The organism is Sphingomonas astragali, from assembly GCF_051400615.1.
Taxonomy (GTDB): domain Bacteria; phylum Pseudomonadota; class Alphaproteobacteria; order Sphingomonadales; family Sphingomonadaceae; genus Sphingomonas.
Genome location: NZ_JBLFFH010000001.1, coordinates 713,767 through 727,288 on the forward strand (window position 1 = coordinate 713,767; position 13,522 = coordinate 727,288).

Consider the following 13,522-nt stretch of genomic DNA (forward strand, 5'->3'; position numbering starts at 1 on the left):
CTTCCCCTCCGGGGGAGGGGCTAGGTTAGCCGATCCACTTCCACACGCCCGCGGGCCATCCGGTGAGCGGGACGTGCGCCCAGGTGGCGGCGAGCCACAGCGCGAAGCCGCCGAGCACCGGTCCCACCCCGGCCGGAGTGAACCGCGTCCGCCCCGCGGCGATCGCGGCGAAGGGCCAGTAGCTGGTCTTCGCCTCCCACGCCCGCCAGCGTTCGCCCTGGAGCGCCTCCTTCTTCCGGTCCTGCAGCGCTGCGCCGATCAGCGCGAGCACGGTGATCGCGCCCGCCAGCACCAGGTTCGACGCGATCGGCATCACCAGCATGTGCGTCACGCCCCATAGCGCGAACGCCCACATCATCGGGTGGCGCGTCACGCTGAACACGCCGCGCGGCTCCGGCACATCGGTCGGCGGCGGCGCGCCCGGTCGGGTCGGGAAGGCCGGGTTGCGCGCGAACGAGCCGATCAGCAGCACGCTCGCGACATACGTGAGGAGCGTGCCGACCACCCACAGCCCGTCGCCGACCGGCCACAGCGGCGTCTCCGCCGGCATCGCCCAATAGGCCCAGCCGAGCCAGATCAGCGTCACCCAGGCGGTAAGCAGATAGAGCGCGAAAAAGCCCCGCTCGCCCACCGCCCGCGTCACCGGCGCGCGCAGCGGATGCGACAGCAGGAAATGCGAGCCGACGAACGCGATCGCGGCGACGACGACCCAGCCGAGCGGCGTCATGACAATCTCCCCTTGTTCGGGGAGAGAATAGCGCATCATCGCCCGGCGCGCATCCTCCGCATCTAGGCCTTGAGTCCGCGGCTGGCATCCAGCCCGGCCGCCGCGCCCTCGGCCAGCTCGCCTTCTCCGGCCAGGGCATGGTCGACCTGCGGCTCGCCGAACGAGTCGAGATGCATCAGCCGGGTGACGAACGGCGCGGCGGCGAGCGCGATCACCCCGATCCCGATCGACCACCAGCCGATCTTGGCATAGACGTCGAGCATCCCCTCGACCCCCGCGCCCTCCGCGCCGGTCGCCTGGGCGATCAGCCCGGCGAGGAAATTGCCGGCCGCCATCGCCAGGAACCAGCTGCCCATCATGAGGCCGGTCATCGACGGGATCGACAGCCGCGTCATCGACGACAGGCCGACCGGCGAGAAGCACAGCTCGGCCGCCGAGTGGAAGAAGAACAGCAGGATGACGTACATCGCCGGGGTCAGGCCGTCGCGCCCGGTTCCGGCGCCGACGATGACGGCGAAGAAGCCGACGCCAACCAGGATCAGCCCGATGCCGAACTTGAAGGCCGCGGTCGGCTCGAAGTCGCGCTTGTTGAGCCAGGTCCACAGCCCCGCGAACATCGGCGCGCACAGGATGATGAAAACCGAGTTGATCGACTGGAACAGCGACGCCGGCACCTCCCAGCCGAAATAGACGCGGTCGACCGAGCGGTCGGTGAAGATGTTGAGCGACGATCCCTGCTGCTCGAACAGCGCCCAGAACAGCGGGCACAGCGCGATCAGGTAGAGCGCCGCGAACACGCGGTTGCGCTCGACCCGCGGCAGGGTGGCGACCGCGCGGTAGAGGACGTAGACGAAGGTGACGAGCGCGAACGCGACCAGCGCCCAGCCGACCGCGTTCTGATACTGGATCACCCAGCCAATCGCGAGCACGCCGAGCGCCGCGGCGAGATAGGTCGCCCATTCGCGCGACAGGCCGGGGACGACCGGCGCCTTGAGCGCCTCGCGCGACGGCGGCTCGCCCGCGCCGTGCAGCTCGCGCTGGAACAGCACGAACACGACCAGGCCGAGGATCATGCCGATCCCGGCGGCGCCGAACCCCCACGACCAGCCGACGCGCTCGCCGAGATAGCCGACGACAATCGGCCCGAGGAACCCGCCGAGGTTGATCCCCATATAGAAGATCGAGAAGGCGGGATCGCGGCGCATATCGTCCCGCGCGTAGAGCTGGCCGACCAGCACCGAGATGTTCCCCTTGAGGAAGCCGGTGCCGACGATGATCGCGGCGAGCGCGAGATAGAAGCCGCCGAGATAGCCGCCCCGCATCCCGTGCGGGCCCTCGACCAGCGCGATCAGCAGGTGGCCGAAGGCGATGAACGCGCCGCCGGCGAGCACCGCCTTGCGCGCGCCGAGATACCGGTCGGCGATCATCCCGCCGATGACGGGGGTGATGTAGACCAGCGCCGTATAGGCGCCGTAGATCGCATAGGACGGCTGGTCGCCGAGCAGGAAATGCTTGGTGAGATAGAAGACCAGGATCGCGCGCATTCCGTAGTAGGAGAAGCGCTCCCACATCTCGGCGAAGAACAGCATGTAGAGGCCGCGCGGATGGCCGAGGAAGGTCTTGGCATTGGCGGGAACACCGCCGCCTGCGGAACTGATGATCATCGAAGTGGAAGATCCCTAAAGCCGTGCGTACGGCTATGATGGGGAATCAGACTAGCGCGGAATCCAGCGCTGTGAAGCGGTTGTTGCCGTTTCGGCCGGCTGATACGGGCATCATCATGCTCAACGACATCTCTTCCCCGCTCGCGCTGCTCGCCACCCGCCGCTCCGGCAAGCCGCGCGACATGGCCGGTCCCGGTCCCGACGAGGCGCAGCTCGACGCGATGCTGGAGATCGCCGCGCGCGTGCCCGATCACGGCAAGCTCGCGCCGTGGCGCTTCGTGATCGTGCCGGCCGAGGCGCGCGACGCCTTCGCCGCCAAGCTGGTCGCCGCCTATCGCGCCGAGCGGCCCGAGGCAGGGCGGCTCGAGATCGAGGCGATGGAGGGCTTCGCACGCCAGGCGCCGGCGCTGGTAGTGGTGCTATCCTCGCCGAGGCCCGACAGCCACATTCCGCTGTGGGAGCAGGAGCTGTCGGCAGGTGCCGCCTGCATGAACCTGCTCCATGCCGCCACGGCGATGGGCTTCGCCGGCGGCTGGCTGACCGGCTGGGCCGCCTATTCCGACGCGGTGCGCGACCTGTTCGGCGCGGCGCCGGAACGGATCGCCGGTTTCGTCTTCATCGGCACGCCCTCCCGACCGCTCGAGGAGCGGCCGCGTCCGGAAATGAACAGCATTGTCCGGAAGTGGACAGGATGAGGGTGGACGTACCGGCGAATCGGTGTATTATGGCAGCATGACAGCGCTCGAGCACGAAGACGGCCCCGTATATCTCAAGCTCCGCGCCGCGATCGCGGCGGCGATCCTCAGGGGAGAATATCGTGCCGGGGACCAGCTCCCTTCGGTCCGCGCCTTCGCCGCCGAGCAGGGCGCGAACCCGCTGACCGTCGCCAAGGCGTACCAGAGCTTCCAGGACGAGGGCTATGTCGAGGTGCGGCGTGGGGTCGGCATGTTCGTGCTGCCCGGCGCGGTCGACCGCCTGCGCGTCGCCGAGCGCGAGCGATTCCTGACCGGCATGTGGCCGCGCGTCCGCGACTATATCGCGCTGCTCGGCCTCGACGCCGCCGAGCTGCTGGAGAGCGAGCCGGCCTAATAAACCTCCCCGAGCTTGCTCGGGGAGGATCTTAGTCGGTCGCCCCCATCTGCCACAGGATGAACGCCATCTCCTCGGCGGCCTCGCGCAGGCTCTCCCACCGACCCGACTTGCCGCCGTGCCCCGCGCCCATGTTGGTCTTGAGCACCAGGACATTGCCGTCGATCTTGGTCGCGCGCAGCTTCGCCGCCCATTTCGCCGGCTCCCAATAGGTCACGCGCGGGTCGTTGAGCCCGCCCGAGATGTAGAGCGGCGGGTAGGCCTGCGCCTGGACGTTGTCGTAGGGCGAATAGCTGCGGATCAGCTCGAACGCCGCCTTGTCCTCGATCGGGTTGCCCCACTCCGGCCATTCGCCGGGGGTGAGCGGCAGGCTGGCGTCGAGCATCGTGTTGAGCACGTCGACGAACGGCACGTCGGCGACCACCGCGCCCCACAGCTCGGGATCGGAATTGACGACGGCGCCCATCAGCTCGCCGCCTGCGGAGCGGCCGGCGATGGCGATGCCGCCCCGGTGGGTGAAACCGCGCTCGATCAATCCCTTCGCGACATCGACGAAATCGTTGAACGTATTTTCCCGCTTCTCGAGCTTGCCGTCGTGATACCATTGCTGGCCGAGGTCGTCGCCGCCGCGGATGTGCGCGATGGCGAACGCCATGCCACGGTCCAGGAACGACATCCGGCCGGTCGAGAAGCCCGGCGGGATCGCATAGCCGTAGGCGCCATAGGCATAGAGGTAGAGCTTGCCCGATCCGTCGCGCGGGAAGCCCTGGGGATAGACTATCGAGCAGGGCACCTCGGTGCCGTCGCGTACGGTGATCCTGAGCCGCTCGGTCGCATATTTCGACGGGTCGTAGCCGGAGGGGATCTCCTGCACCTTGAGCGTGGTCAGGCTGCCGTCGGCGAGGTCGTAGTCATAGACGGTGCCGGGCGTCACCATCGATTCATAGCCGAGCCGGAGCTTGTCGACCGCATATTCCGGGTTATCGCCGACGCCGGCGACATAGCTCGCTTCCGGAAAGCCTATGCGGCGTTTCGGGCGGCCGTCGTAATAATGGATCTCGATCTGATCGAGCCCGTCCTCGCGTCCCTCGACCACGAAGACGTCGGCGAAGGTGGTGATGCCGGTCATGTAGAAATGCGCGTCGGGCGCGATCAGCTCGGTCCAGCTGCCGGGATCGCTGATCGGCGCCGTCACCAGCCGCCACATCGGATCGGTGTCGTTGGTGTGGATATAGAGCGTGCCGTCATGCTCCTCGACGTCATATTCGCGGCCCGGCCGCCGCGGCGCGACCAGGATCGGCTCGGCGAAGGGATCGTCGGCGGGGAGCAGGCGCACCTCGCTCGTCACATGGTCGCCGGTCGAGACGATCAGCCATTTGCGCGACTGAGTCTCGCCGACGCCGACGCGATAGCCCTCGTCGTCCTCATGGTAGAGCTCGACATCCTCGGCCGGGTCGCTGCCGAGCCGGTGGTAACGGGCGTTGTCGGTGCGCCACTGGTCGTTGGCGAGGCCGTAGAGGAAGCCCTTGTCGTCGCTGGTCCAGACGATGTCGGAGAGGATGCCGGGAATCTCGTCCGCCAGATGCTCGCCGGTCTCGAGGTCCTTGACCTTGAGCAGGAACCGCTCGGAGCCGTTGTCGTCATAGGCATAGGCGAGCCAGCGGCCATTGTTCGACACCGAGAAGCCGCCGAGCCGGAAATATTCCTTGCCATTCGCCAATGCCGGCTCGTCGAGGATGAGCTGGTCCCTACCGCTGTCGAGGCCGCCGCCGACGGGTTTGCGCCACCAGCGGCGATATTCGCCGCCGGTCTCGAAATCGGTCCAGTAGAGGAAGTCGCCGTCCTTCTGCGGTACCGACGAATCGTCTTCCTTGATCCGCCCGCGCATCTCCGTGAACAGCGTGTCGGCGAGCGGCTTCAGCGGCGCCATCACCGCCTCGTAATAGTCGTTCTCCGCGTTGAGGTACGCGAGCACGTCGGGATCGGTGACCTTGGGATAGCCGGGATCGCGCAGCCATGCCCAATCGTCGTGGAGCTCGACGCCATGATGGGTGGACGTGTGCGGGCGCCGTTCGGCGACGGGGGGCGAAGGGAGTTTGCTCATGAGGCCGCCCTAGCGGGTCGGCCGGGGCCTCGTCGAGACGGGCGTGACGAACGCGGCGCCGGGGACCGTCAGCGAGGCTCCGGTCGGCTCCGGCGGGGCGTCGTCGCGCAGCGCGAAGGCGGCGACGATGCCGTCGTTCTCGTGCACCGCGATCAGGCGGCCGACATCCTCGAGCAGCACGAACATGCGGGGCGACGACCATCGCTTGCGGAATGACCGATCGGGGCCGCATCCCCGGTCTCGTCGAGCCTGAACGCCGCGATGCTGTCGTGCCCGCGATTGGTGACGAACAGCCGCCCGGCGGTGCGGTCGAGCTCGATATGGCCGCCGAGGTCCACGACCGGCAGCTCACCGCCGCCGGTCGTGAAGCCGGCCCAATGCGCATGAGGCAGCGCCTGGCGCTCGCGGTTCGGGCGATTGCGGAACAGCTGCGCCGTCGCGTTCGGCAGCCCGTCGCGGGATCGAGCGTGAACACCCCCGCTGCCGCTCGCATAATTGGCGGCGGCGAGCCGCGTCTCGTCGGCATCCAGCGCGACGAAGCAAGGTCAAAAGCTGGACCGCAAGCCGACTGGCGGCTTTCGGAGAGTCAGATCGTGAAAGCAGACACTGCGTCAGTCCGCCCGATGATGGGATTGCAACTCGTCGCTTGCGCATCGCCATGCGAAACGACAAGGCGAACTACCGCCATCGCACAGCGCTTGAGGCGTGAACGCCGACGTCACCGTCTATCCGCGCTCCGGGCACATGGTCATCGTGCTGTGCAACCGTGGACATCCTCACGCATCGGACTTGGCCGAGTTCGTTGGCGATCGGTTGCCAGGAGCTGAGCAGCGGCGTGACGCGCTGCCCGGTCTCCCTGCTTGGGGGAGGTCCAACACCGGGCAGCATCAACATCCTGAGCGCTTCGCATTGGGCTGTGAGGGGCCCTGGGTCGGTTGCGCTGGCGCTCAAGCAAGTACTGCCGTTGTGTCTCCCTCTCGAGAGTGGGATAAGCAGCAGCGTCGCACTGTAAGGATCGGGAAGCCAGCCCTACGTCCCGATGGCCCCTATTCGACGCGGACAAATACGCTGAGCTCGCCTCAGCTCTGACTCTATCCATTATTGCTTCCCCGAACGATGCGCTCCCGCAGCTTTCTACGGGCGACGCGGCGTACGTAAGTGCGGTGCAATAGCGTCCACACGCACACGCTGACGAGCAACGCGATTACGCCAGCGAGAATGTACGTAATGAAGAGATGCAGCTCGATAGATAATTCCAGCCTTGGAGTTCATGCGCTCAGTGCGACACCGCAATTCCAGATCGATCGAGGCCAGGTGCTCGAAGAAGGCGGAGGTTTCCCACCGCCTTCCACGCGAGATTGTTGCGATGCCTTATCGGCAGCGAACGTTGCCGCGTTCGATCGCTCGACCTGCAACTGCACCGCCGGCGGCGCCGATCAGGGTTCCCAGAATCTGACTGTCGCCGCGCACGATGGTGTTGCCGAGCAGCCCGCCGGCGGCGGCACCGATGATCAGCCCGGTCGTGCCGTCCGGACGGCGACAATAATAGCGCCCGTTCTGGCCGCGGTAGACGCGGTCGTTATAGGCGAGCGTGCGGGTCTGATAGTAGTTGCCACTGCGATAATAGCGCCCGGCATCATAGCGATCCCTCCCGGGCTCGCGACGGTCCCAGTCATAGTTGCCGTATCCTCGCCAGCCACGATTGGCCTGCCGCGCGTTGCGATCAGCCTTGGCGAGATTGCGCGCATGTTCGCGCCGGGCTTGGCGAACGTCGCGCGGATTGTCGGCATCGCGAAGATCCTCGCGATACTCCCGGTCGGCCGCACGGGCGTCTCGACGCTGTTCGCTCCAGCCTTGATCGGATTGCGCCAAGGCGGGCACAGTCGGAGCTGCGACGGCCACCATAGCGGCCGCTAGAAATATTTTTCTCATGATCGTTACTCCTGACCTCAAATAAGGTCATGCGCACAACGCTCCGCAACAATATAAGTTTCAGTAAACTAGAAATTAAAAAGAAAATATGGAGCGATATGATTTAGAAATCATCTATCGCCATTATTAAGGAATATTCATCCGCCTTAATAATACTGAGCATATTAGGACCCATTTCTATCATCATATCCGCCGCGACGGCACGGCTAGAGCCCGTTAAGCTGACTGCAAGGTCGCACCAGCTCGAAGCCTTGGAGTGGCGCGCGCGGAGATTCCGGCCTTTCAGCCGCGATGGCAACGCTTTCCGCCGCCAGCTTCTTTACGGCCTCAAACGACCGACAATTCGGTATGCGTGATGGAGACCGTCGTTCCGGGATACCCACCCTCGGTCTCAACAGCGGCGTCAAGCTGATTGGCGAGGGCTTGGACGATGCTGGTGCCGAGACCCGGCCTTGCCGCCGACAACGCTTCCGGAGTGCCAACGCCATTGTCGCTTACCGACAGGGTCCAGTTCGATCCATGCGCGTGATAATCGACGAGGATCCTGCCGCTGCGGTTCCCCGGGAAAGCATGTTTGAGCGCATTGATCACCAGCTCGGTAACGATCAGTCCAAGACTGACCGAGATGTCCGCATTCACGCTGCTGCGATCCGCGGTCACCGCAATAGAGATCAGGTCATGATCGTGAATCATCGATGCACCAAGGCTCGCGCCGAGCCGGGTGAAATAGCCGCGAAGCTCCACATCGCCTAAGCTCGACGCAGCGAGCTGCTGCTGGAGAGTGGCAATCGACATGACCCGGTGATGTGCGTCGTGGAGATGGCCTCGCACCTCCTCCGACTGCACTCGCCGCGCGCTCTGCATGAGCACGCTGGCGATGATCTGAAGGCTGTTGGCGACGCGATGCTGGAGTTCCCGGAGCAGGATAGCCTTCTCGCGCAGCAGGTCGTCCTTCAGCCTTGCGCTGGCCCGCGCCTCGGTGACATCGCAGATCGTCACGAGCAGGCGGACCTGCTCGGCATCGCCATAGTCGAGCTTTCGGGCATTGAGGACAAGCCGACGGGGAGCGCTGTCGCCCTTGAGATCCATCTCGTAGGCTTCGATTCCTGCTTCGGAAAGGGTGACATCGAGCAGCGAGCGAAGCTGCGGCACGTCCCACTCGCCGCCGCCGAGCTCGAACAGCGGCTGCCCGGCCACATTCTCCGGCTCGAGAGCAAAGGTACGGTAGAATGAGTCGCTGGCGGCAATGACGGCGAGGTTTCCGTCGAGCAGCAGGGCAGGCGCGTCGGAAGAGGCGAGGATCGCCAGCGCCAGGCTATGCGCGACGTCGGGATGAGCAATTCGATGCATGATCTTGGCCCCTTCCCAGGGGGAACCGGGGGCTCGCGGAAATGAAAGCTGGTCCGGGTAGTTCCGAGCGCGCGCCCCTGCCGGGGCATATCGACTCGCTGCCCCACTATAGCATGGTCGGCATCGCGACCCGGAGTCTATTCGACGCTGGACAACAGCCGTCGAGGGGCGGTCGGTAGCTTGGTCAGACGCCTTGCAGGGACAGCCGATAATATTCGGTCACTCGTTGACCATGGGCCTCATCGAAGAGCGGGGCGGAGTCGGGCCCATAGGCGGAGGCGCCTTCCAGCACGCACTTGTCGATGGCAACGGTATAGCGGTCCAGCTTGTCGCCGTCGCGGCCATGCACGACTGTGCCCCGCGCCTGATCCGCGGAAATCAGCGTGGCCGCACCGATCGCACCACTGGAAGCCTCTGCATTGGGGCCATGTCCGTTCTCCTTCCGGAAATGGTAGCGGACGATAGATCGACGCCAGCTGCCCTCCTGCCTCACACCATGTTGTGTTTCAGCGCCCTCGCCTGGTCATGGCTCGCCTTGACCGAGGTGAAAGCCTCGCGGATCACGGTCAAGGTCGCCGGTTGAAGCTCGGTATCGTTCAAGGCATCCTCGAACTTCGCCTTGATATGGTCCTCGCCGCGCTCGACCTCGTCTATGATCGCCTTGTCGTTCTTGCCGGTGAGCGCCTGCTTGAGGTCTATGAAACCGCGATGTGCAGCGCCCAGGAAGCTGCCGCTTTCTTCGGGCTCTCCGCCAAGGGCGCCAACTTCAGCTTGCAGGGAGGCGACCACTCGCCCGCGATCACGGGCGAAATCCGCGAACAACGAGGCGAGCCGTGTGCTCTCCACATCCTCGACGGCGTCTTCATATCCCTTCATACTGGCGAGAGCGGTGGCAGTCAGTCCATTGAGGACTGAAATGTCATGCTGATCGTTCATCTTCTGAATTCTTTTCCGGGTTAGGTAGAACGATCCGTCCGGGCAATCGGGTACGGCCCTCTATTATTTACTATAGCCTCAGCCTTTCCCGGACTTTGGCCGCTTGTAGTAATATGCCTCGCCGCCCCCATATAGGGGCTACCCTACTTATGCCCTGGGCGCGGGTGCGGCTGAGAGATGGTTCATGCTCCCGCTCGAAGACGGAGAGGAGCTATGGCTACACCCCACACTTTGGTGAACGCGCGGAAAGCAGTTTTCGTCCCGCCGGGCGCTCCGGCATTGCCTGATGCGCGACATTCCGCCGGTCGATCACGGGCCGAAGACAGCTGGGAAAACGAGGGTGGTCACCTCCCGGGTTTCAGGGGCGTAAAACCTGGCACAGCAGTGAACCGCGGCTTTTAGGATCGTTCGGGGATCGGCTGAATGGCTGCAATTAAGGCGCATAGCTGCCTTCCCCCGCCGAACGCCGGTTTACGGCCGTTTACGACAAGCCCCGCATGACCAGGAAGCGCTGGACTGCCCAATCAATGAACACCCGCACGCGGGGGGAGAGCTGCCGGCTGCGTGGATAGAGTATGGAGACCGGCGCTGACGGCACGGAATAGCCCGCCAGGACACGCACCAGACGCCCTTCGGCAAGGTCGCGCACGACGTGGAAAAGGGGCATCTGCGCAAGCCCCAGCCCAAGCAGGACCGCTTCGCGAAAGGTTTCCGTGCCAGTGGCGGAAAAGGGCGCAGCCATATCAACGCGCCTCACGCCGTCCGCTTGCACGAACTCGATCGGGGTAAGCGCGCCGGTTGAGATCAAACGGATCCCGACCACGCGATGATCCTTCAGCTCATCCGGAGTCTGTGGGCAGCCGTATCGCTCCAGATAGGCCGGTGCCGCGCAGGTGATGCGCTCAAGCGTCGTGACGGGCCGCGCAACAAGATCGCTGTCCGGCAGCGCCCCATAGCGAAGGACGCAATCGACGCCCTCGCGCACCACATCGACCCAGCGGTCGCTTTCGCTCATCGCTATTTCGATTTCGGGATAGCGCTCGAGAAACGCCGGCAGGCCGGGCAACAGGAAGTGCCGGGCGATCGTGCCCTGCACCTCGACCCGCAACATGCCCTTGGGCGCCGCGCCGCGGAACGCACCTTCCGCGTCCTCGATGTCGTCGAGGATCGCAAGACATCGCCGGTAATAGGCCTCACCGTCGAGCGTGGGCCGCACGGTGCGCGTCGTGCGCTGGAGCAGTCTTACGCCAAGTCGGCTTTCGAGCTGCCGGATCACCTGGGTAGCGGTTGAACGCGGAATGTCGAGGTCGTGCGCCGCCTGGGTGAAGCTGCACCGATCGACCACCCGTGTGAACAGCCGCATTGCGTCGAGCCGATCCATGGCGCTTTTGATTATTCCATCATCGCGAACAGTATTGCTGCATCTAGCCTGATTATCTCCATGTCGCCAGCGGGCACATTGCCCCTCATCGGCCCGGCAGGGTCCGTGATGACGAAGGAGATTCCACAATGAGCAAAGATACGGACAAGGTGGCGATCGTTACCGGCGCGTCGCGCGGCATCGGCGCTGCTATCGCGGAGCGACTGGCGGCAGACGGCTTCACGGTCGTCATCAACTATGCCGGTGGCGCGGTGGACGCCGAGGCTTTGGTCGCGAAGATCGAAGCTGCCGGCGGCAAGGCCATTCCGGCTCAGGCGGACGTTAGCGACGCGGACGCCGTGGCGCGCATGTTCGACGCCGCACAGACCGCTTTCGGCGGCGTGGACGTGCTGGTGAACAACGCCGGCATCATGAAGGTGGCGCCGCTCACCGAGAGTGACGACGCCCTGTTCGACAGCCAGGTGGCCGTCAATCTGAAAGGCAGCTTCAACACCCTGCGCGAGGCGGCCCGGCGGCTGCGCGAGGGCGGCCGGATCATCAACCTCTCATCCAGCGTCGTCGGGCTCTATCACCCGAATTACGTCGTCTATGCCGCGACCAAGGCCGGCGTGGAAGCCATGACGCACGTCGTCTCCAAGGAGATGCGCGGGCGGAACATCACGGTCAACGCCGTGGCTCCTGGCCCGACCGCGACGGCGCTTTTCCTCGATGCCAACACGCCGGAGTCCATCGACCGGCTGACCAGGCTCGCCCCGCTGGAACGGCTCGGCCGGCCCGAAGACATCGCTGCCACAGTCGCCTTCCTCGCCGGCCCTGATGGGGCCTGGATCAACGGTCAGATCCTCCGCGCCAACGGCGGGATCATCTGAAACCCAATCTCACAGGAGGATGAAATGACCGACCGTAGCAGCGTGACCATCGTTGAAACCTTTTGGCGGAAGGTCTGGCAGGACCTCAATCCCGAAGCGGTCGACGAACTGGTTCACGAGGATTTCGTCATCACGTCGGGCGGCAACGACATTGTTGGGCGGGACGAGTTCAAGGCCTGGGTGCGGGACTTTCAGGCGAAGGTCCACGAGTTCGAGTTCCATATCGTCGAGACGTTCCAGAACCATGATGGGAGCCGCGTTGCGTCGCGCTGGCGCGTGACCGGACGCAACAACGGCCTCATGGACACCGAGCCCAACGGCGCGCCGTTCGAGATGTTCGGCACCGCCATCCTCGAAGTCGGACCCGATGGCCGGCTCCGCCGCAATTGGGTCGAGCGCAACGCCTTCGAAGTCCACGGCGCGATCACCCGCGAGAGCGGCGAGAGCAACGTCTTCTGACGGCTGCTCTCCCACTTCCTCAAAACCCAATACTCGAAAGGAAATCGTCATGACGAAGAAGATCATTCTCATCACTGGCGCGTCCAGCGGCTTCGGTCGCATGACCGCCGAAGCACTCGCCCGGGCCGGCCACACCGTTTACGCCTCGATGCGCGACATCGCAGGGCGCAACGCGAGGAACGCCGGCGAGCTGGCGGCGATCGAAGGCAGCGACATTCGCCCGATCGAGCTTGACGTTCAGTCGGACTCGTCGGCCAACGAAGCGGTCGCGAAGATCATCGCCGAGAGCGGCCGCATCGACGTGTTGGTCCACAATGCCGGTCACATGATGTTCGGCCCGGCGGAAGCCTTCACGCCGGAGCAGTTCGCCCAGCAATACGATGTCAACGTGCTGGGCACGCAGCGCGTGAACCGCGCTGCCCTGCCGCACATGCGCAGCCGGCGGCAGGGCCTTCTAGTCTGGGTATCGAGTTCCAGTTCGGCTGGCGGGACGCCGCCCTATCTGTCCCCCTATTTCGCGGCCAAGGCGGCGATGGACTCGCTGGCGGTCCAATATGCCCGCGAGCTGGCTCGGTGGGGCATCGAGACAACGATCGTGGTACCCGGAGCCTTCACCAAGGGCACCAACCACTTTGCCCATTCCGGCAGCCCCGCCGACACCGCACGCCTCGCTGAATATGAGGCGGGTCCCTACAAGGACTTCATGAACGACCTGCCGCCGGCCCTGGCGGCGACCGTTCCCGACGACGCCGATCCTATCGGCGTTGCTGAGCGCATCGTTGCGGCGGTGGATATGCCCTTTGGCGAGCGTCCGTTCCGGATCCATTTCGACCCGGCCGAGGACGGCGCGAACGTCGGTTTTGCGGTGCTCGACCGCGTGCGCGCCGAAATGCTCCACCGCATCGGCCTCGCGGACCTGCTCAAGCCTGCGAGGCTTGCCTGACGCGAACAGTCGGCGGCGTCCGCGACTGGCGGGCGCCCCCTTTCCCGCCGACACACGCGACAGGAGCA

General features: G+C 65.1%; 14 protein-coding genes and 1 pseudogene. 5 read left to right on the plus strand and 10 right to left on the minus strand.

Going from position 1 to position 13,522, the window contains the following annotated elements:
* Positions 1 to 25: 25 nt before the first annotated feature.
* Both ACMGER_RS03565 and ACMGER_RS03570 read right to left on the minus strand, forming a co-directional pair.
* Complete coding sequence (locus ACMGER_RS03565; protein WP_436810738.1) at positions 26 to 727, minus strand: NnrU family protein; 702 nt, start codon at positions 725 to 727, stop codon at positions 26 to 28.
* A gap of 62 nt (positions 728 to 789) precedes the next feature.
* On the minus strand, positions 790 to 2,391 hold the full coding sequence (locus ACMGER_RS03570) for a peptide MFS transporter (protein WP_436810739.1): 1,602 nt from the start codon (positions 2,389 to 2,391) through the stop codon (positions 790 to 792).
* A 116-nt stretch (positions 2,392 to 2,507) separates the two neighbouring features.
* On the opposite strand from ACMGER_RS03570, the gene ACMGER_RS03575 reads away from it, so the two are divergent.
* Positions 2,508 to 3,086 carry a nitroreductase family protein gene (locus ACMGER_RS03575; RefSeq protein ID WP_436810740.1) on the plus strand — a complete coding sequence of 193 codons (579 nt, stop codon included), beginning with the start codon at positions 2,508 to 2,510 and terminating at the stop codon, positions 3,084 to 3,086.
* A gap of 37 nt (positions 3,087 to 3,123) precedes the next feature.
* The gene (locus ACMGER_RS03580) at positions 3,124 to 3,480 is read left to right on the plus strand and encodes a GntR family transcriptional regulator (RefSeq protein WP_436810741.1); all 357 of its coding nucleotides are present in this window, start codon (positions 3,124 to 3,126) and stop codon (positions 3,478 to 3,480) included.
* A gap of 31 nt (positions 3,481 to 3,511) precedes the next feature.
* Here ACMGER_RS03580 and ACMGER_RS03585 read toward each other — a convergent pair whose 3' ends face one another.
* From ACMGER_RS03585 to ACMGER_RS03620, 8 genes and pseudogenes are all read right to left on the minus strand, one after another.
* The gene (locus tag ACMGER_RS03585; protein WP_436810742.1) at positions 3,512 to 5,584 is read right to left on the minus strand and encodes a S9 family peptidase; all 2,073 of its coding nucleotides are present in this window, start codon (positions 5,582 to 5,584) and stop codon (positions 3,512 to 3,514) included.
* A 9-nt stretch (positions 5,585 to 5,593) separates the two neighbouring features.
* Positions 5,594 to 5,770 carry a hypothetical protein gene (locus ACMGER_RS03590; protein ID WP_436810743.1) on the minus strand — a complete coding sequence of 59 codons (177 nt, stop codon included), beginning with the start codon at positions 5,768 to 5,770 and terminating at the stop codon, positions 5,594 to 5,596.
* Positions 5,737 to 6,117: pseudogene (locus ACMGER_RS03595) on the minus strand (beta-propeller fold lactonase family protein); the annotation flags it as partial. The pseudogene ACMGER_RS03595 and the gene ACMGER_RS03590, both read right to left, overlap by 34 nt.
* A gap of 838 nt (positions 6,118 to 6,955) precedes the next feature.
* Positions 6,956 to 7,489: a glycine zipper 2TM domain-containing protein gene (locus ACMGER_RS03600; RefSeq protein WP_436810744.1), complete on the minus strand. Its 534-nt coding sequence runs from the start codon at positions 7,487 to 7,489 to the stop codon at positions 6,956 to 6,958.
* 354 nt (positions 7,490 to 7,843) lie between these two features.
* Positions 7,844 to 8,866: a sensor histidine kinase gene (locus ACMGER_RS03605; protein ID WP_436810745.1), complete on the minus strand. Its 1,023-nt coding sequence runs from the start codon at positions 8,864 to 8,866 to the stop codon at positions 7,844 to 7,846.
* A 184-nt stretch (positions 8,867 to 9,050) separates the two neighbouring features.
* Positions 9,051 to 9,359, minus strand: a complete 309-nt coding sequence (locus ACMGER_RS03610; protein WP_436810746.1) for a hypothetical protein — start codon at positions 9,357 to 9,359, stop codon at positions 9,051 to 9,053.
* Positions 9,356 to 9,802 (minus strand): ferritin-like domain-containing protein, encoded by a 447-nt coding sequence (locus ACMGER_RS03615; protein WP_436810747.1) that lies wholly within the window; start codon positions 9,800 to 9,802, stop codon positions 9,356 to 9,358. The genes ACMGER_RS03610 and ACMGER_RS03615 overlap by 4 nt, the downstream gene beginning before the upstream one ends.
* 481 nt (positions 9,803 to 10,283) lie before the next feature.
* On the minus strand, positions 10,284 to 11,183 hold the full coding sequence (locus ACMGER_RS03620) for a LysR family transcriptional regulator (protein WP_436810748.1): 900 nt from the start codon (positions 11,181 to 11,183) through the stop codon (positions 10,284 to 10,286).
* Between the two features lie 128 nt (positions 11,184 to 11,311).
* Here ACMGER_RS03620 and ACMGER_RS03625 point away from each other — a divergent pair, with 128 nt between their 5' ends.
* Genes ACMGER_RS03625 through ACMGER_RS03635 form a run of 3 tightly spaced genes read left to right on the plus strand, consistent with a single transcriptional unit; the run spans position 11,312 to position 13,454 of the window.
* Positions 11,312 to 12,052 carry an SDR family oxidoreductase gene (locus ACMGER_RS03625; protein WP_436810749.1) on the plus strand — a complete coding sequence of 247 codons (741 nt, stop codon included), beginning with the start codon at positions 11,312 to 11,314 and terminating at the stop codon, positions 12,050 to 12,052.
* A gap of 24 nt (positions 12,053 to 12,076) precedes the next feature.
* Positions 12,077 to 12,511, plus strand: coding sequence for an ester cyclase (locus ACMGER_RS03630; RefSeq protein WP_436810750.1), 435 nt, complete (start codon positions 12,077 to 12,079; stop codon positions 12,509 to 12,511).
* 49 nt (positions 12,512 to 12,560) lie between these two features.
* Entirely contained in the window at positions 12,561 to 13,454 is an 894-nt protein-coding gene (locus ACMGER_RS03635; protein WP_436810751.1) for an SDR family oxidoreductase, read from the plus strand.
* Positions 13,455 to 13,522: the final 68 nt, after the last annotated feature.

Coding starts and splice junctions, on each gene's coding strand:
- ACMGER_RS03565 (WP_436810738.1), bottom strand. CDS start 727: ATGACGCCGCTCGGCTGGGTCGTCGTCGCCGCGATCGCGTTCGTCGGC.
- ACMGER_RS03570 (WP_436810739.1), bottom strand. CDS start 2,391: ATGATCATCAGTTCCGCAGGCGGCGGTGTTCCCGCCAATGCCAAGACC.
- ACMGER_RS03575 (WP_436810740.1), top strand. CDS start 2,508: ATGCTCAACGACATCTCTTCCCCGCTCGCGCTGCTCGCCACCCGCCGC.
- ACMGER_RS03580 (WP_436810741.1), top strand. CDS start 3,124: ATGACAGCGCTCGAGCACGAAGACGGCCCCGTATATCTCAAGCTCCGC.
- ACMGER_RS03585 (WP_436810742.1), bottom strand. CDS start 5,584: ATGAGCAAACTCCCTTCGCCCCCCGTCGCCGAACGGCGCCCGCACACG.
- ACMGER_RS03590 (WP_436810743.1), bottom strand. CDS start 5,770: ATGTTCGTGCTGCTCGAGGATGTCGGCCGCCTGATCGCGGTGCACGAG.
- ACMGER_RS03600 (WP_436810744.1), bottom strand. CDS start 7,489: ATGGTGGCCGTCGCAGCTCCGACTGTGCCCGCCTTGGCGCAATCCGAT.
- ACMGER_RS03605 (WP_436810745.1), bottom strand. CDS start 8,866: ATGCATCGAATTGCTCATCCCGACGTCGCGCATAGCCTGGCGCTGGCG.
- ACMGER_RS03615 (WP_436810747.1), bottom strand. CDS start 9,802: ATGAACGATCAGCATGACATTTCAGTCCTCAATGGACTGACTGCCACC.
- ACMGER_RS03620 (WP_436810748.1), bottom strand. CDS start 11,183: ATGGATCGGCTCGACGCAATGCGGCTGTTCACACGGGTGGTCGATCGG.
- ACMGER_RS03625 (WP_436810749.1), top strand. CDS start 11,312: ATGAGCAAAGATACGGACAAGGTGGCGATCGTTACCGGCGCGTCGCGC.
- ACMGER_RS03630 (WP_436810750.1), top strand. CDS start 12,077: ATGACCGACCGTAGCAGCGTGACCATCGTTGAAACCTTTTGGCGGAAG.
- ACMGER_RS03635 (WP_436810751.1), top strand. CDS start 12,561: ATGACGAAGAAGATCATTCTCATCACTGGCGCGTCCAGCGGCTTCGGT.